General features: G+C 54.4%; 17 protein-coding genes. 9 read left to right on the top strand and 8 right to left on the bottom strand.

The genetic code is table 11. The features are described 5' to 3' along the window. The first annotated feature begins 228 nt into the window (after positions 1–228). From JE47_RS0114940 to JE47_RS0114905, 8 genes are all read left to right on the top strand, one after another. Positions 229–714 (top strand): putative iron-sulfur cluster-binding metallochaperone, encoded by a 486-nt coding sequence (locus tag JE47_RS0114940; RefSeq protein ID WP_031460527.1) that lies wholly within the window; start codon positions 229–231, stop codon positions 712–714. Between the two features lie 95 nt (positions 715–809). Then, entirely contained in the window at positions 810–1,745 is a 936-nt protein-coding gene (locus JE47_RS0114935; protein WP_031460526.1) for a DUF4349 domain-containing protein, read from the top strand. Between the two features lie 204 nt (positions 1,746–1,949). After that, positions 1,950–2,855, top strand: a complete 906-nt coding sequence (locus tag JE47_RS0114930; RefSeq protein ID WP_031460525.1) for a GGDEF domain-containing protein — start codon at positions 1,950–1,952, stop codon at positions 2,853–2,855. A 46-nt stretch (positions 2,856–2,901) separates the two neighbouring features. Next, on the top strand, positions 2,902–3,426 hold the full coding sequence (locus tag JE47_RS0114925) for a type 1 glutamine amidotransferase domain-containing protein (protein ID WP_031460524.1): 525 nt from the start codon (positions 2,902–2,904) through the stop codon (positions 3,424–3,426). Further along, positions 3,423–4,859: a glycosyltransferase family 4 protein gene (locus tag JE47_RS0114920; RefSeq protein ID WP_031460523.1), complete on the top strand. Its 1,437-nt coding sequence runs from the start codon at positions 3,423–3,425 to the stop codon at positions 4,857–4,859. The genes JE47_RS0114925 and JE47_RS0114920 overlap by 4 nt, the downstream gene beginning before the upstream one ends. Positions 4,860–5,272: 413 nt before the next feature. Then, complete coding sequence (locus JE47_RS0114915) at positions 5,273–6,328, top strand: UV damage endonuclease UvsE (protein ID WP_236631251.1); 1,056 nt, start codon at positions 5,273–5,275, stop codon at positions 6,326–6,328. A gap of 584 nt (positions 6,329–6,912) precedes the next feature. Then, positions 6,913–7,656 carry a peptidylprolyl isomerase gene (locus JE47_RS0114910; RefSeq protein ID WP_031460521.1) on the top strand — a complete coding sequence of 248 codons (744 nt, stop codon included), beginning with the start codon at positions 6,913–6,915 and terminating at the stop codon, positions 7,654–7,656. A gap of 199 nt (positions 7,657–7,855) precedes the next feature. Next, on the top strand, positions 7,856–8,314 hold the full coding sequence (locus JE47_RS0114905; RefSeq protein WP_031460520.1) for a hypothetical protein: 459 nt from the start codon (positions 7,856–7,858) through the stop codon (positions 8,312–8,314). Positions 8,315–8,638: 324 nt separating this feature from the next. Here the strand turns inward: JE47_RS0114905 and aat are convergent, their stop codons facing one another. From aat to purL, 4 genes are all read right to left on the bottom strand, one after another. Continuing rightward, entirely contained in the window at positions 8,639–9,235 is a 597-nt protein-coding gene (aat, locus tag JE47_RS0114900) for a leucyl/phenylalanyl-tRNA--protein transferase (RefSeq protein WP_031460519.1), read from the bottom strand. 2 nt (positions 9,236–9,237) lie between these two features. Beyond that, a complete protein-coding gene (locus tag JE47_RS20615) occupies positions 9,238–9,909 on the bottom strand; it encodes a hypothetical protein (RefSeq protein ID WP_236631250.1) in 672 nt (223 codons plus the stop codon). A gap of 67 nt (positions 9,910–9,976) precedes the next feature. Beyond that, positions 9,977–10,786 (bottom strand): DUF1444 family protein, encoded by an 810-nt coding sequence (locus tag JE47_RS0114890; RefSeq protein ID WP_031460518.1) that lies wholly within the window; start codon positions 10,784–10,786, stop codon positions 9,977–9,979. Further along, positions 10,783–13,707 carry a phosphoribosylformylglycinamidine synthase subunit PurL gene (purL, locus tag JE47_RS0114885; RefSeq protein WP_031460517.1) on the bottom strand — a complete coding sequence of 975 codons (2,925 nt, stop codon included), beginning with the start codon at positions 13,705–13,707 and terminating at the stop codon, positions 10,783–10,785. Before purL ends, JE47_RS0114890 begins: the two co-directional genes overlap by 4 nt. 124 nt (positions 13,708–13,831) lie before the next feature. Between purL and JE47_RS0114880 the strand changes: the two genes are divergently transcribed. Next, a complete protein-coding gene (locus JE47_RS0114880; RefSeq protein WP_031460516.1) occupies positions 13,832–14,365 on the top strand; it encodes a YbaY family lipoprotein in 534 nt (177 codons plus the stop codon). Between the two features lie 74 nt (positions 14,366–14,439). Here JE47_RS0114880 and JE47_RS0114875 read toward each other — a convergent pair whose 3' ends face one another. The 4 genes from JE47_RS0114875 to JE47_RS22570 form a co-directional block, all read right to left on the bottom strand. After that, positions 14,440–15,048 carry a GNAT family N-acetyltransferase gene (locus tag JE47_RS0114875; RefSeq protein ID WP_031460515.1) on the bottom strand — a complete coding sequence of 203 codons (609 nt, stop codon included), beginning with the start codon at positions 15,046–15,048 and terminating at the stop codon, positions 14,440–14,442. 78 nt (positions 15,049–15,126) lie between these two features. Continuing rightward, entirely contained in the window at positions 15,127–16,470 is a 1,344-nt protein-coding gene (locus JE47_RS0114870; protein ID WP_031460514.1) for an aspartate aminotransferase family protein, read from the bottom strand. Between the two features lie 327 nt (positions 16,471–16,797). Beyond that, complete coding sequence (locus JE47_RS0114865) at positions 16,798–17,571, bottom strand: inositol monophosphatase family protein (protein WP_031460513.1); 774 nt, start codon at positions 17,569–17,571, stop codon at positions 16,798–16,800. A 753-nt stretch (positions 17,572–18,324) separates the two neighbouring features. Next, entirely contained in the window at positions 18,325–18,411 is an 87-nt protein-coding gene (locus JE47_RS22570) for a hypothetical protein (RefSeq protein ID WP_442856923.1), read from the bottom strand. Positions 18,412–18,432: the final 21 nt, after the last annotated feature.

Raw genomic sequence — 18,432 nt, 5'->3', positions numbered from 1 at the left:
GCTCCCACTGGAGGGGCAGGTTGTAAACCCGCCCCTACCGTTGTAGGATCAGGTTCGCAACCCGCCCCACTCACTCTCTCCTACAACTACGGTCGGCAGTAACCACCTGCTTTTCTCATCTTTTCCTCTTGACCTTCCAGTCGCTGGAAGGTGTATGCTCAGCGGAGAGAAACAGGGTTGAGGAGGTTTCTGCTCTTTCGCTGCTTTCACTTCAGAGGAGGCCAACCTATGGCAACCGAATGTTCGGTATCGGTCGCCGATTCACCAACGTGTAAACCACATGCTCATTCACCCCAATTCGCTGTCTGTCCGATGTGTAGCATGCGAGGGAAGGCAGTAACGCTCCAAACTGTGAAGGCTCAGGCCGCGATCAGTTTACGCCAGCTTCAGTTGCAACCATTCTGGTTCTGCCACTCGCCTCATTGTCCGGTCGTCTACTTTAGTCCGGCGAGTGGTCAAATGCTGACCGTTGATCAAGTCCGTGAACGGGTGTATCAAAAAGAACCCGATTCCCCTGATGTACTGGTGTGTTACTGTTTTCAATATCGGGTCGGTGATATTCAGTTGGCTTCTGCTGCGGAACGTGCAGCCGTCATTGCCGACATCAAAGCTGGGATAGCTGCCGACCAGTGTGCTTGCGAACTACGTAACCCGCAAGGAACATGCTGCCTCGGAAATGTGCAGCGGATCGCCAAACAAGCTCCCTCTCCTTGAGAATATCTTTTTTCTTCGCGCAGCCCTCCTGGAACTTCTTCCAGCTCATCCACGTCAATGCTTCAGAGCAAACGACACATATTCAGGAGGGTTTTATGGTTAGCCTATCACGTCGGATGATTACAATTGGCAGTGGACTGATCGCATTGGTCGTGGTTGTAAGTATTCTTCTGTTCAGTCAGACGCAAATGATGCCGGAAACGGCATCTACCTTCCCGTTGCCGACAGTGCCTGCCGCTATGCCAATGGCAAGTGGGGGCGTTAGTGGCGCACCGGCAATCGAACAGCGTTCTGCCGGTTACTCCACCGGTGGTATGCCTGTGGAACAAGCGACCGGTGATGCAAATGCGGTTGATCGCCTGATCATTAAGACGGCATCGCTTGCGCTGGAAGCACCAGATGTTGCTGCCGTCGAACGTGCGTTACGGCAACGGGTTGAGGCGCTTGGTGGTTTTGTTGTGAGCGTTCAGACATATGGGACGGGGGCTGAACAAAGTTCTACGGTTGTGTTGCGTGTACCGGTTGAGCGCTTTGAGGCGTTATTAAGCGATATTGAAGGTCTTGCCCGCAAAGTATTGCGACGAAGTGTAAGTGGCGAGGATGTGACCGAAGAATACGTTGATCTTGAGTCGCGCTTGCGTAACCTCGAAGCGACAAATACCCGTCTGCTTGATCTGCTTGCCCGTGCACAAACGGTGGAAGAAGCGCTTAAGGTAAATCAGGCCCTAACCGATATTCAAGGTCAGATTGAGTGGACAAAGGGACGGATGCAGTATTTGGAACAGAGTGCGGCAATGTCAACGATCACGGTCGAATTGGTACCAGTACCACCACCGACACCGGTTATTGCAGAGGATGGCTGGCAGCCACTTGAGGTCGCACGTATTGCTCTGCGTCGACTCATTGAACTCGGGCAGAATCTGGCGAACGTCGTGATTGTGCTGCTGGTCTGGACACCGGTCTGGTTGCCCGTTGTGCTGCTGGGTTTCTGGGTCTGGCGACGGGTTGGTCGGCGGAGTACTGCTGCGTGACCATCGTCGTGGACATCTGTCGAGGCGAGGCGTCGCCTCGCCCCTCCTCGTGAGTCGTCTTGCATCCATCGGCGAGATTCATCCATCGTAATGTATCAAGCTTCGTTTTGCATCGGTAGGTTGTACATCTGCTCCCTCTGCCTGCTTGTTGAACACTCGGAGTTATGCTATCGTTACCGTAACTGGCATCTGGCGAGGGACGGTATGACTGCTGGTACCACACCGTTGTTCGTTATAACAACTGATGATGTGCTCAGGGTACAACTCAGCGAAATGTTAGGCGTGGCCTGGCAGGTCACACCGGCCACCTCGATCACGGAAGCGCATCTTCATTTGCTCGATCTTCGCGAGCACATACCGCCTGATCTGGCTGCTGCCGCCGAGCAAGCGCCGATTGTCGGTCTAGTACATGATCCTGCTGGTGCAGTCGCTGTGTTGCAGGCAGGCGTACACGAGGCATTAACGACGGCTGAGCTCCTGCCGCTGTGTCTGATGCGGGCACTTACTGCGGCTCAGATACGCTGGCAGATTGAATACCGTCGCCGTCAGCAGTTGGCCGAAGCACGTGCGCAGGTACAGGCTATTACCGTGCGTTTGCAAAACGAGCAGATTCGCGATCCACTGACCGGTCTGTACACACGCCGCTATCTGCAAGAAACGCTTGAGCGCGAGTTACGTCGTGCGGATCGTGAGCAGATAGTGCTCAGTGTCGCACTGATTGATATCGATCAGCTTGAGCAGGTTAACTGGCAGTTTGGGCGTGCGCTCGGTGATGTAACGATCCAGCATGTAGCAGGCTTGATCAGACGGAATGTGCGTGGCGGTGACATCTTTTGTCGCTACGGCGGGGATGAATTTTTGCTCGTCTTGCCGCGGGTCACGCCTGAAACAATCGTGCATCGAGCTGAACAATGGCGCTCAGCCATCGCACACTCGGTCATTCGTCCTGGTACGCTCGATATACAGGTGACCATTTCAATAGGAACGGCAACCTTTCCGCGTGACGCTCGTCAGGCGGCTGATCTTTTGCAGTGCGTTGGCGAGGCTTTGTATGCCGCCAAGATGGCCGGTGGGAATTGTATTCGTCCATGGCCCAGTGCTCTCAAGTAGTCTGTGACCACGACGGTACGGTGAAGTCTGAACAAGGAGAAAAGCAATGCGATTGGCAGGGAAGCGAGTAGCTATTCTGCTGGCAGAAGGAGTCGAGGACCTAGAGTTCTATGTACCGATGATGCGATTGCAGGAAGAGGGGGCAGAAGTGCTGGCCGCCGGCCTCGATCTCCGGCCAGTACGAGGTAAAAATGGTCTGGAGATAGTGCCGACGACAACGATTGCCGAATTACGTGCAGATGATCTCTTCGGACTCGTGTTGCCCGGTGGTTGGGCGCCCGATAAATTGCGACGATACCAGGTTGTGACCGATCTAGTACGGGCGATGGATGCTGCTGGAAAAGTGATAGGCATTATCTGTCACGGTGGTTCAATTGCGATTTCTGCCGGAATTGTTCGTGGTCGACCGGCAACCGGATCAACCGGTATCAAAGACGATCTCATCAACGCCGGTGCTCTGTGGGTTGATGAGGCTGCGTTCCGTGATGGGCATTTAGTCTGGGGAAGGGTGGTAGCAGATATTCCGGCATTCTGTCGTGAGCTGGTGGCGGCATTGGTGGAACGAGCATGACGTTACGAATTGCGTACTGTTCGCCGGTTAATCCAGCGCCTTCGGGGATTTCTGACTATAGCGAAGAGTTGTTGCCGTATCTCGCGCAGTATGCCGAGATAACCCTCTTCATCGAGGATGGGTTGCGGCCAGCAAATCCGCAACTAATCAAGCATCTTCCGATCAAACCCATGCGTCAGCTCGAGCGGCTGGCTCGACGCGGAGTGTTTGATGCAATCGTCTACCACATCGGGAATAGTCCGGCGCACGCCGGTATCTGGCGGGTGGCCCAGCGCTTACCGGGCGTCATTGTGCTACACGATTTCGTGCTGCACCATTTTATGCTCTGGTATGCGGCGAATGTGCAACGCGATGTACAGAAGTATGTCGCGATGATGCGTACTCGCTACGGCGCTGAAGGTGAACATATTGCCCAACTGATGATTCGCTCGCGCTTCAGTGAAGCAGCGTTTGCGTTTCCCTGTAACGAAGAGGTTTTGGCCGTAGCCAGAGCCGTGATCGGTCATAGTCACTACCTGCTGAAACGTGTCACTGCATTGCGTCCTGATCTACCGTGTGGCTATGTACCGATGGGAGTGCCATTGCCATCGCTCATTGATCGTAATGAGGCCCGCCTCCATCTGGGTCTGCCGCTTGATCGACCGTTACTGGCCAGTTTTGGTCATATCAATGCCTGGAAGCGGATCGAACCGACATTGCGCGCCGTGGCCGAGTTGCGTCGTGAAGGTTTGGATGTCCACTGTGTCCTGGTTGGGTCGGTGTCGCCCAACTACGATCTAAAGGGCGTGATACAGCGTCTCGGCTTGCGAGAGGTGGTGACCGTTACCGGCTATGTCTCGCGAGCGCAGTTCGAGGATTATGTGGCGGCTACTGATGTCTGTCTCAACTTACGGTATCCAACCGCCGGTGAAACGAGTGCTAGTCTGTTGCGTCTGCTCGGCGCCGGGAAGCCTACCCTGGTGAGCGCGGTGGATGCCTTTTGTGAATTGCCATCCGATGTTGTTGCCCACGTCGATGTTGACGCGAGCGAGACGGATCTGATCGTTGCTTACTGTCGGCGATTATTGACCGATCCAGGGCTGGCAACTGCGCTCGGCAAGCGGGCACGGCAGTATGTTGCGACAGAACACACCTTAGACGGCGCTGCGCAGGCGATGATACAGTTCCTGGCCCAGGTCTACGGTTGGCCTTCACCGCAACGTATTCGCCCAGCACCTCTCTGGGATCCAACCTGGGTGGTTGAACCGCCACCCGCGCAATCTATGTCGCGTCCTGCACAATCCGCTTCATCGCCATCGCTCCTGGTTCAGGCTATGGCGCAGGTAATAGCCGACATTGGTCTGACAGAGGACGATACCATTGTTTTGCGTTCAGTGGCGACACGCATTGCCGAGCTTGAAGGTGATTCGGTACGCAATAGAGCGAGAAGATAGAACAGAGATCAGGCGAGAGAAGTAGTTCGGGAGTTGGTCTTCCCCTCACTCCTGATCCCGTTTTACGTTGTTTCTTAATCTTTACCGGTTTTCTTCGTTGGTTTGCCTTGACAAAATAGAACATTTGTCTGATAATGAATGCACTACAAAAACTCACCACGGAGCACCCAGAGTACACAGAGCGTAGAAGGTTTATGAAAAAAAGGATAATTTTTGGCCATTGGGCGCATGGAAGAAAAAGTTTCACAACCCTATGTTCAATGAAAGATAAAATCATCTTTAGTCTCTGTGATCTCCGTGGTCTCTGTGGTGGAAAGATCACCTTTTTGCAGTGGAAGTCATAATCTGTCCTATCGCAGCTTCATACCTTCTTCACCATCCACCCCGGCAATAGGGAGTAAATGGGATACCAGATGAGCCGAACGAGAGCCGCGACTGCTATGGCAACCATTCGCTGGGCCACATCAACCGACACCACCATTCAGTCTATGTTCCACCGTCATCGGTTGGCGCGACGGGCAAGCGCCATCATCAGGTGTCCGAATGAACCCTACTGCACAGCGACTCCCTATATTCGTCTAGGATTCGCAGTGCGAACGGTCAACCAGCCTGGTCTGGCCGGTAGCGTGTCACCGCATCTGAGCAAGTTGCTGGTTCATCTGGGTGATGTGCTCGGCTACCTTGAACGCAAGGCGATTCACTTCTACCGTCTTACACTTCCCCGCCAATTCACCATCGCTGATTTGGCTGACTGTCGGCTCCACCTGGAACTACTCGCTCAGCGTATTAGTGCGCAACAGGTACGGCTGGGACTGCATCTCGATCCGTATCTCACGCTTGCCCACCCCGACGACCGTATCGCCGCCGAGACGATCAGCACTATCGAGGCGGCTTGTCAGTTTCTCGCTGCCCTTGATCAAAGGAATACTGTTCAGCACACCCTGGTGATGCACATCGGTGTTCATGACGCTGAAGCACTCCCGCGTTTCCGGCAACGTTGGGTAGCGCTATCGGCCAATGCCCGTCAACGTACTACCCTGGAGCACACCGGCACCGGGCTGTCACTCAGCTCGTTACTCGGTCTTGCTGCTTCTACCGGCGTCCCCATCGTTTTTGACTATCTGCATTTTCGGTTGCACAATCCCGAACGATGGAGCCTACCGCTAGCGTTGGGGTTAACCCTGGCAACCTGGCCCAATTACCTTCGTCCAGAAGTGCATCTGAGCAGTCAACGCAGCGAAGCGCACCTGCTGCCGGGTCGCAATGACAATAGCCGCGTTCTCCCACCACGTCCCGGCCAGCACGCCGATTTCATTGTTGTCCACGATGCAATTGAGCTCCTCGAAGCTAGTCGTGGTCTGCCACCGTTTGATCTGATGCTGGAAGCAAAAGCCGGCGATCTGGCTCTCTTCCGGCTGCGTCACGAGCTGGTGCGGTATGCGCCGACATTGGCCGGGCGGGTTAGTTGAGTCTGAGTGATAGTCTGACCGTATGTATCAGCCTGTGGCCGTGTTGTTTCCCTGACTGCACCTATCTGTTCCCGTGGGAACAGCGTGATCAAAAACGTTTCATCAGGCATGTACGGTGCCCGTGCGACTATTGCGTGAGGGGTTTCCAGCGTCCTCTCTTTCAGCCCCACCTTCCCCCTTCTGCTCCCCGTGGAGGAGAGGAAGGGGGAAAGTGAGGGTGGCTAGGCGTGCGCCGCAGCACCGGCGCGATACCGATGCAACCCTGTTCCGGCGTGTCGCGGAGACGCATGCGTTGCTCGCCGGCGTTCCCCGAAACACTCTATTGTGTACCATTGTTAAGTCTTATCAAAAGCCCAGGTTTTTGATCACGCTCTTAGAGCGTGTCTGAGCCATTCGCCTATTTCCTGGGAACGCGGGCCACTGACCAGTGTCAAGCGAAGCGGGTGAGCCGACCTCTCTGTTTCACGTTCGTACACCCTCAAGGGGGAAGTCGTCCTCATCAATAATCTCTCACTTCCATTTGTCACTGATTACCCTTCACCAGTATAATAGCCGTGAAATGGTCTTAACTATTGAGGTGTCCTGTGAGTAACCAACGTCTACCATCGTCGAACCCACTGGCCGGTATTGTGGCTATTGCTATCTTCCTCGTCATTATAGGGTTTGTTGTCGGTCTTTTAATCAGCCGATCCGGCCCGCTAGTCGTCGTCGTAACACCGGTTCCGACCAATGTACCTGTCATACCAACTGAACCACCGACGATACCAACGCCAGCCGGTAGCAATCTGCCGGTTATGCCAACAGCGACTACATACCAGTACAATAGCCCACCACCGATGACCATCGATCCGGCAAAGAAGTATACCGCGACCATCTACACCCCACGCGGGGAAATTGTTATTGAGCTGCTGCCCGACATTGCTCCGCAAACGGTGAACAACTTCGTCTTTCTTGCCCGTCAGAACTTCTACAACGGCCTGACCTGGCACCGGGTACTGCCCAATTTTATGGCTCAGGGTGGCGATCCGCACGGCGATGGAACGGGTGGCCCTGGCTATACCATCCCAGCCGAGTTTACCGATAAGATATTGTTTGATCGACCCGGCATCGTTGCTATGGCCCGTTCGTCTGATCCCAATAGCGCCGGTTCCCAATTTTTCATCACCACGGCAGAGGCGCCCTGGCTGAACGGGCAGTACACTATCTTCGGGCGTGTCATTCGTGGTCAGGAAATCGTTGATGGCATTCCGCTGCGCGATCCGAGTAATCCGGACGATCTGGCCAGACCTGGTGAGACAATTCTCGGCATTACTATTAGCGAGGAGTGAGGCGCTGTTTGGAGTTTTGCGTGAGGATGGCCCGCATCTTTCCCTTCTCCCTTCCTCTTCACTCTTGGCGAGGAAGGGAAAGGGTACGGAGGAATCAGTTCCTCTTTCCTGTGTTGACGATCATCCGTGGCACTGCTATAATCGCCGCCACAATCTATCGTGATCGACGCTCTGCGACCGTGAGGAGAGGCTTGTTACTATGGGGTTTTTTGAATACTTTCTGACCGTTAGCCCTCAATTTGGTTCATACGCATGGACATTCTTCATTGTGCAGATTCTGCTGGTCGCGAGCGGCGCCTACTTCATCTGGCTGCACACGGAGCGGAATGTTGTTCGTGCAACGTTCTTTCGTCAGTTGGGGATTGCGTTGTTGATTGTGGGTGGGTTTGGTGTGGCACTAGGTGTCGTTCGTATGCTCAATGTGCCTCCCTTCAACCAACGTTTCTGGTTCTACATTCAGTTGATAATCGAGCTTATTTTAGGCGGTTATGTCGTCTACTATATGCGTAATGTCTTGCCCGAACTGGTACGCAATGCTCGTATACGCACCCCGGCTCCCCGCCAGACTCCAGCCGCCGCTGCTCCGGCAACACCACGGCCGGTTGCAACTACTGGTCGTCGCGAAGCCCGGCGTGAACGCAAACGGAAGAGCAAATAAACAGAGCCGATTGCGGCAGAGAGTGCCCGCCTCGACGGTCAAGAATGCTTACCGGGAAGCAGATCACCACTGCGTATCCCGGCAGGCGGGTTGCTCACTCGTACCTATCGGTTTGGTGACGTACAATACTCATAACATGCCGACCCTGCTTTCGTCGTGACGAATGCGCTACAACTGGGCGCAGCGAAATGCGCTCCATCTGCTCTTGGGCAACTCTCTGTGACTAGTTATGACATTCATCGACGGATCAGACGCGACCGAACGCCCTTCATACCGTGACGATGCGTCACAGGCTAAAACCTCTTCCTGCAATATATGCTCGGGTTACCATACCGCACGTACTGCTAATGCCTGCCGCAAGAGTCGGTGATATTCGGAACGAGGGATTTCTATCGTGCCGAATTGTAACATGTGTGGCCCAATAATAAATTGCGAGTCGAGCAAGACGAACCCACCGCGTCGCAGACGCTCGACCAAATGTACCAGCGCAACCTTGCTGGCATCACGCACGCGGTGGAACATGCTTTCGCCAGCAAAGAGACCACCGATGGCGACGCCGTATAAGCCCCCAGCCAGTTGCCCATCGCGCCAGCACTCGACACTGTGGGCGTATCCTAGACGGTGTAATTCCGTGTAAGCACGGATAATTTCAGGTGAAATCCAGGTTGTTTCGCGACCAGGAGCTGGTTCAGCACAGCCCCGAATGACTTCTTCAAATGCAGTATCAAAGGTGACGGTAAAGACACCTGCACGAACGGTACGGGCCAGCCGTCGGGGAACGTGAAACCGTTCGTCAAGCGGGATAATCGCACGCCGCAGCGGTTCGTACCAACCGATTTCGCCCCGCTCATCCGCCATCGGGAAGATGCCTTGACGATAGGCATTCAAGAGCAACTCAGGAGAAAGGATTGTTCTGGTCATTGCTAACGCCTCAAGCGCGCCAAACCGGTACTGATAATAGCGACGCACCAGCCTAACAGGATCAGCGTCAGGATCAGACCAATTCGTAGTGGCCATTCGCCATCAGGCAGCAGCCGGGCAATGAGTAGTGGTGCACCAATGATACCATAGATGAATACCTGAAGGAGCAGCGGCATCGGTAGGATTGCAATGGTCATGCTGGGCCAGGAATAGTGATGAACGGTGATGAACACGTAACATAAACCGTAGCTAATGGTTGCATTCATCAGTGCCGCGAGCAGGTCAGCCGATAGACCGAAGGGCAAGGGTGTGAGGAACGATGGTGGTGTCGATGATCGTAAACCGAGTAGACCGATTAACAACTGAAAACTGGTGAAGACCAGAAAGGTAAAGAGTCCGCTCCATGACCCCGGTGTCCACCAACGGTACCAGTACAGAGCAACGATGATCAGTGCCGGCAGCGCATCGGGCCAGGCCGCCGGCAATGAACGAATCGGATCAAATGGCGTAGTCAGCACTGCCCACAGCGAACCGGGAGTCGGTATTGCTTGCAGTGTGTAAAGGAACCGCCAGAATGGTTCGAGTATTGTGCCTGACTGACCGGCAACTAATGCCAGCACATAGAGTGGCGTGCGTTGCCACCACCACAGCCAACATGCAAGTACGTAGAGCACCAGTGAGATGATAACCGCAAGCAGAGCATTTCCTCCTCATCCCATCATCGTTTCATGATGGGCACTGCTATACCCATTGGTATTCTCGCACCTGACCATCTTCGATAGTGAAGAGTTGATCGGTTAAGCCATATTCACGCTGGACTGAGTCGAGCTGAATCTGATGGGCAATGCTGGTAAGAATGCTCTCATCGGCATCACTGAAGGCGATCAGGAAATCGCGATTGGGAATACCGATGACCATATTGCCCGGAAAATGTGGTTTCCAGCTCACCAGCAGATCAGGTAATAACAGTCGTGTTGCGTCATAGCCATCTTGTGAATGAGCGATAATCAAGCGCTGCGCACCCTCGCCGCTGATCAAGAACTTTGCCCGCTCTTTCGTTCGTGCCGCCAGATTGGCAAGGGCATACTCGTGGAGCTGATGTTCACCGACTTGCCAGCGTTCGAGGTGGCGTTCGTTGATGTAGGCTACACTTTGCGGTTCATCAATGACGTAGGTAATGATCAGATCGGCCAGAAACGGACGATAGGCAAGCATTGGTAATTTCTTTTCAAAGACAGCGTTGAGCAAGACGATTGGTTTGAGCATTGGCATAACGCGATGCGCGACTTCGCTGAAGGTGCGCGCCTCGCGGACCGGTATTTGATCATGCACGGTGCGCAAGAGCGTTGCATACACCAGTTCAAAGTGCTCTGGCGCCTGACGGTACGCATGATAGAATGCCGTCAAATCGACGCGCAGGTGACGTTGACCGATCCGCACCTGTACCACCTCACCTTCACGACTGAGCACCTCGATGGTCGGTTCGTCTCGCAATCGTTGCTCGATTGTCGCGGCAAAATCAGATCGACTGAGCGGGGGGTGGTTAGTCATAGATCGGTATCCTTCACGTTGATGACCTCAAGACCCTGTTGCCAGACACGGCGTAGGGTAGCGACCGGTACATCGATCAAAGTTTGTTGCTGCCAGGTGATATGCAGCGTTGGATTCACCGTTACTACTCCCAACCGAAATAGTGGTAATCCGCTCAAGGTGTCCTCGAATACTGCGGTATGCGCCGGATCAACCGCGATCAAGAAGCGGCTGGGTGTCTCGCTGAACAGCGCCGTTATAAAATCGCTGTGTATCTCGTCGAGCACAAGGTGTAAGCCCAATTCACCGGCAATCGCCATTTCTGCCGCCGCGACCGCCAGGCCACCCTCGCTAAGATCATGGCAGGAACGTACCAGACCGGCCCTTATTGCCCGATGAAGAGCGCGGAAGGTTGCCGGTGCTGTTGCCAGATCGACCTTGGGCAATGCGCCGCCATCTTCAATCATACCGATTGCAGCCAGATGGCTTCCGGCAAATTCGGATCGGGTGTTCCCCAGCAGATAAACCACATCACCGGCTTGCTTCAAGTCCATGGTAACACACTGTCGCACATCGGGCACCTGTGCCAGTGCCGAGATAAGCAGGGTGGGCGGAATGGCGACACGCCGACCATCGGCATCACGATATTCGTTATTCAGCGAGTCTTTGCCGCTAATGAAAGGAGTTCCAAACGCGACTGCACCGTCGTAGCATCCGGCAGCAGCCCGTACTAAGCCGGCCATCCGATCGGGTTGCTTCGGATCACCCCAACAGAAGTTATCGAGAATGGCCGTCTGATCAGGGTCACCGCCGACGGCCACAACATTCCGCAGCGCCTCATCGATTGCGGCCAGCGCCATCCAGTATGGGTCATGCAAACCGTACCGCGGGCAGATGCCAAAGCCCAATACCAGCCCGGTTGGCTCGCCGGGCAGCGGCTGGATGACCGCAGCATCTGAGGGTCCGGCCAGATGAACCCCTACCAGTGGTTTGATAACTGTTCTCCCACCAACTTCATGGTCGTAAGTACGAATAATGCGCTCTTTGGAGGCAATCGATGGATGCGCCAGCAAGCGCAAGAGAGCCTGATCAGGGGCTACCGTTGTCAGGTGCGGTGACCGAGACAGAGCTGGCGAAGGCTGCCATACCGCCGTCAGCACCCGCTGCGGACGGCCATCGTGGAGAAATTGCATGTCGAGATCGACGACCTTTAGATCGCGATAAAAGACTCGCAATCGTCCATCGCTGGTAAACCGTCCAATTGGCGTCGCTTCTACCTCTTCAGCCGTGCAGAGGGTGAGCAGGGCGATCAGACGATCGGGCGGCACTGCAAGTACCATTCGTTCCTGAGCTTCGGAGAGCCATATCTCCCAGGGTTGCAGACCGGCATACTTGCACGGTACATGCTGAAGGTGTACTTCCGCCCCCAATGCTGCCCCCATCTCACCGATAGCCGATGAAAGACCTCCAGCCCCACAATCAGTAATTGCCGAATAGAGACCGGCATCACGTGCCTGTAAGAGCACATCGAGCATCTTCTTTTCGGTGATCGGATCGCCGATTTGTACTGCACTCCCTACCTCGCTCGCCGTAGTATGGGTAAGTTCGATACTGGAAAAAGTCGCCCCATGAATCCCGTCGCGCCCGGTACGACCGCCCATAACCACGATAATATCACCCGGACGCACATTGCGCGGGTGGAGACCACGCGGCGCCAGTCCAACGGTTCCACAGTAGACGAGCGGGTTGGCCGTGTAGCCGGGGTCAAACAACACGGCCCCGCCAACCGTCGGAATGCCTAGCTTATTGCCGTAATCACGGATACCGGCGACTACTCCACTGGCGATCCGGCGTGGATGGAGCACGCCTGGCGGAGGCGGCGGTGCATCGGGCATCCCAAAGCAAAGGACATCGATGTTTGCAATCGGTTGCGCCGACACACCGAGCACGTCACGAATCACGCCGCCAACACCGGTATTGGCGCCACCGAATGGTTCGAGTGCGCTGGGGTGATTGTGGGTTTCAACTTTATACGACACCTCGTGCTCGGAACCAAAGGCGAGGATACCGGCATTATCGACAAAAGCACTCAACACCCACCGATCATCACGCCTGGTCAGTACTTGCTCGGTTGCCCGCATCAAATATGTGCGGATAAGGCTATCAATGGTGCACTCGCCGCCGGCAAGCTGCGTCAACATCGGATACAGATCAGGCTGCGCAGGTGGTTCTTCGGGCGTTTGCGTATACCGTACTCGCGCCTTGAACGTCTTGTGAGAACAGTGCTCACTCCAGGTTTGCGCAATCGTCTCCAGCTCACCATCGGTTGGGTCGCGTCCCTGAGCAACGAAATAAGCCTGAATTGCACGCATTTCGGCGAGATCGAGTGCCAACACGCCACGTTGACTAATAGCGATCAACTCAGCATCATCGGCGGATCGGAGGGGGATCGTTGTTACGACCGGCGTGGTTGGCGTTGGCTCGGCAACCAGCATGGTGTAGAATGCAGCTCGTGTCGTTGTCTGCTCACCGGGATGGTAAGCGATTGTCGTTTGCACAATATCAATTGCCAACTCAGCCGCTGCCTGCACCGGGTCAGCAGTAGCCGGTAAGAAATACCGACGTAGCGATCGGGCATGTTCAAGACTACGCACACCAAGCCGACGTGCGCCCTCGACCACACTCTCACCTTCGCTATCGGTGACACCGGGCCGATACGCTACTTCGACGACCAGCAGATCAGTTTTGGGTAAGAATGGATCGGTTAATGGCTGATCAGGGTTCACTTCCTGCCAGTGAACCTGTTGCACGACCGGATCGTGAAGCAAATGTTCAACCAACGACGTCACTGCTGCCGGAGTAAGTTCGGCTCCGGCTAACAGATAGAGGTGCTGCGGCCCGTCAATGCCTCGTGAGGCAACGGTCACAAGATAGAGCGGCATAGCTTCTCCAGAACAAGAATAGTGATACGCAGCCGTTCCATATCGGCAACTTTTGCGCACGCATATCGTTTATAATCTTGAGTATACCATCTTCTCTCGTCTGCTTTGCAGTATGGAGCACAGTATGTCGTTATACAGACACCCGATAGTATACCTTGTCATTGGGTTACTTGTGACCGTGACAATGATCCCAACAAGAACGATTGCGCAGCCTACCGCAACCTTGAGCGGGATTATTACCTACCGTGAACAAATAGCCCTTCCTGCAGATGCGCTGGTCACGCTCCAGATTGCCGAAGTTACCGCTCAGGGTACCGGCGGTCGGGTGATTGCCGAGCAGACCTTTAGCACCGGTGGCGCACAACCACCATTCCGCTTCAATCTCGCTTACAACCCGGCTATTATCGATGCCGGTCGAGTGTATACCCTCCAGGGACGCATTCAGTCGGGTGGGCGCATCCTCTTTACGACCTACACCCTCATTCCGGTCATTACCGGCAGTGCACCGCGAAGCGATATTCAGGTTGTAATGACCTCGGTGCGTGGCAGTAGCCTACCAGCCGCCGGTAGTCATTTGTGGTTGGTGGGATTGGCGCTAGGGCTAGGCGGACTTGGGGGATTGGTGCACGGAATACGATACCGCAGACGAGCGTGGTAGACAGTCGAGGCGCAGCATTGCTGCGCCCCTATTCAGGGTTCCCGATAGCTCTCAATCCCAGCCAGGGTCTGCACTTATGACGGTTCCCACACAATCAATGCCGCATGCGGTACCAGTTCATCGCGAATATGATTGTAGAGAATACCGCGTACCGTAAAACCGTTACGCAATTGTGGAGTAAGCGTCGGATCGGCCAATTGCCCGGCGACCACAGCAGCAACGTACTCTTCGACGGACATGCGGTCGCGGTGGTCAACATAGCCGGGCAACATACCACCCGCCACCATCCCACGCAGCCCTAGGCGTCGGATTAAGGCCTTGCGGGCGTCATATAGCATCCGGCTGATTCCTCGCCCGCGATACGCAGGATGCACACTCATATCCGCGCCGTACAGCCATTCACCGTCTGGATCATGGTGCCCAAAATTGCCATGATCGACAATCTCTTCAAATGTGTGCTGTTGAAAGACCTTTTCACCGCGAATGCGGAAGGTACTACTCTGACCGACAACCCGCTCATTGTCAAGTGCCACGTGTTGCCCTTCGGGAAAAATGCGTAAATGTGTGGCAAAGTTGTCCGCACTAAAGTGATCTTCCGGATCAAGCGTAGGAAAACAGATTTGCTGATGGATCACCAGTTGCGGAATATGTTCGGGCCTGGTTTGCACAACAACAATGGTCATACACTTCTCCTGAAAGCATGGGCTGATCTGATCAACCAGCCCATGTTGACCTGCCCATCCAGCGATAGCTAAGAGCTGCTACTGTCGGAACGCACCGATGAGCACCTCCAGGCCTTCCTCAAGCTGATCATCAGTGATCACCAGGGGTACCAGTAAGCGGATACAATTCACGTACAAACCGGCTCGCATCGCTAATACCCCGCGTTCGAGGGCGCGACCAAGGATTGCCAGTACCTCTTCAGCCGCCGCCGGTGTGCGTTTCTGGCGATCTTTGACCAGTTCAATCCCGATCATTGCCCCAAGACCGCGAACATCACCAACTAGCGGATCGAGCGTGTCATCGGCCAAGAGTGGTTCAAAACGGGCACGGATTTGTCTTCCAATCACCTTTGCCCGTTCCAACAACCGTTCACGTTCAATCAGATCGATAGTCGCCAGGGCAGCTACACACGCCAGTGGATTACCGCCATACGTACCACCAACCCCACCATAGTGCGCACAATCCATAATGCGGGCACGGCCAATGGTCGCTGCCAATGGCATACCGGCGGCAATGCTCTTGGCAGCAACAATAATATCCGGTTCGACCCCAAATTGCTCGATGGCAAACAAGGTACCGGTGCGACCAAATCCACTCTGCACTTCATCAACGATGAGCAGTGATCCATTGCGCGTACAGAACTCGCGCAGACGACGCATAAACTCAACCGGTACCGGAATAAAGCCACCTTCGCCCTGCACCGGTTCAATCAACACCGCTGCAATAGTTTCTGGGTCAACACCCGCGATTTGCATCCGCTCAAACGCAGCCCAACACTGTTCAACCGCTTCCTCTTCACTCACCCCCATACGGTACGCATACGGGAACGGCGCCCGATAAATCTCCGGCGCAAACGGACCAAACTTCTTCTTGAAATACGTCCGTGAGGTGAGCGATAAGGTCAGGAGCGTTCGACCGTGATACGCACCATCAAACACAATGATAGCCGGACGACCGGTAGCAGCGCGGGCAAACTTGATCGCATTTTCGACCCCTTCGGCACCTGAATTGGACAGCAGCGTCTTACACGGCTCACTGATCGGCGCCAGTGCGTTTAGCCGTTCACATAGAGCGACATACGGTTCGTAGGTGCCGACCAGTGCCGAAAGGTGAATCAGTTGCTCGGCCTGCGTTTGAATGGCTTGAACAACTTCTGGCGGACAGTGCCCAACGGCTAGTGTGCCGATTCCACTTACAAAATCGATCAACGTATTCCCATCAACATCCGTTACCAGTGCACCCTGCCCAGAAGCAATCGCAATCGGTGTTGCTCGCCCCAAACCGGCGACTACTGCTGCATCGCGGCGCGCCAGTAGTGCACGTGAACGCGGGCCAGGAATTTCGGTAACAAGACGAATATGGCGCACAGCAGGCGCAGTCATGATATGCACTCCTTTGTGTATTCACTACGATCTTCGCTCGATAGCGAACATTATACCATTACCGTATTCCACGAGGTGAACGATGCAAGCGTTCGATAGCATGAGAAGTGAACGACAAGCGTCTCCTGGCATACTTTTCCCTCGCTCAACAAGAGTATTGGCAACCGGCCCAGGCAGGCACTTATGGTACAGGTACAACAAAAAATGCTGTCATGTTCAGATCAAGATAGACATGGGGAACGATAAACCACGCTGCGGCACACAGGATGGAGGTAGAAAAGGCTTCGCAGTTGCACATTGTTTTGACGATGCTACCGATCAAGACAGTTATGGATTGATACGACGCACCATTGCACACACTTGTGCAACCTGTTGGGGATGACCAATCACCACCGGATTCGGCAAGCGAATCGTTTGCAGGAGTGTCATCCAATCGGGTAAGATACCCTCGAGTGGACAGATAGTGCCTCCGGCGGCCTGAACAATTGTCCAACCGGCGGCAACATCCCACACCTTTGCCCGCCCAATAATGGCAGCTCTAGCCTGACCGCGAGCCACATAGCAGCAATCGGCTGCCACCGACCCCAACACGCGCACCTTACCGGGGTAGTGAATGGTGTAGGAACGGTGAAAGGTAGAAGGAATGGCAATCCAGTCGTTAGGACCAGGTGGCTGAGGAGGTGCCACCTGAATAGGAAGATCATTCCAAAATGCCTTGCCACCGGCAACTGCCCAATAACAATCGCCCAACACCGGCAGGTAAATGACACCAGCCTGCGGCTCACCACGCCGGATCAGCCCGATTGAAACGGCCCACAGCGGTAATCCCGACACAAACGAGCTGGTACCATCTATCGGGTCGATCACCCAGATGTACTCGCGGTCGAGACCCATTGGATCGCGTTCTTCGCCTATCACGCCGTGATCGGGAAAGTGAAAATGGATCGTATCGCGCAACCAGTCTTCAATTGCCCGATCAGCAGCCGTTACTAGACTCCGATCAAGCTTCCGTTCCGGCGACACTTGATTGAAGTACGAACGCAAAAGCATGTTACCGGCTTGCTGCGCCCAGGCGCGTATGAGCGCAATCTCTACCTCCACCTATGCCTCCGCCGATCATAGGCCGCAACGTCCGTCTGCTGCGGCGCGTTATTTTATTGTACTACGAATTGGGTAGGTGTAATACTCCTCTTACTTCACCACTCACTTCTCCGCTGTAATGGAGCGCAAAAGTATCCGGCGGAATAGAACAGATGACTTCACTGCAAAAAGGTGATCTTCTCACCACAGAGACCACGGAGATCACAGAGACTAAAGATAATTTGATCTTTCATTGAACATAGGGTTGTGAAATTTTTTCTTACATGCACCCAATAGACAAAAATGATCATTATTATTCATAAATCTTAGACGCTTTGTGTGCTCTGTGCGCTCCGTGGTGAGTTTTTGCAGTGGACTCACAGATAGTTTCAGATATGCACCCAGATTCTGATAAGCAACCTGGGGTTTTACTCAGATTCTCAAAGCCTGTCCGAAACAGCGTACCGAGATGCTCTGAAGGAGAGGTTCAGGCATTTCTGTCCTCTATCCTTTAGAGCAATTCGTGAACCGTCTCTCGATGTGGTGAATTTGCTGCTCGATATAGGTGAAACGCGGCAGTACCGTGTTGTGACGGTAACCACATGGCTGCTGTAGCTTAGCGCTCGACTGTGATTGCGAACGGAGGGTAGCCACGATTGTAGATACCCTTTGTACGTACGTACAACGGTATCAACGCGGTCAAATGCTTACGGCACAGTGGTGCGTCTGAATGAACCTTCTCAGTGCACTTCCATTGTTATCGCTACAACCATCTCATGGTACGCCCCACAGCCAGATGGTGCCATCATCCAACTGGGAGGCAAGCAGCCGCCCGTCGGGGGCGAAGGCGACGCTCCGCACCCAGTCGGTATGTACCAGCGC

Source organism: Chloroflexus sp. MS-G (assembly GCF_000735195.1).
Classification (GTDB): Bacteria; Chloroflexota; Chloroflexia; order Chloroflexales; family Chloroflexaceae; genus Chloroflexus.
The sequence above is the reverse complement of the archived record's forward strand: the minus strand, read 5'-3'. Positions and strand labels throughout refer to the sequence as shown.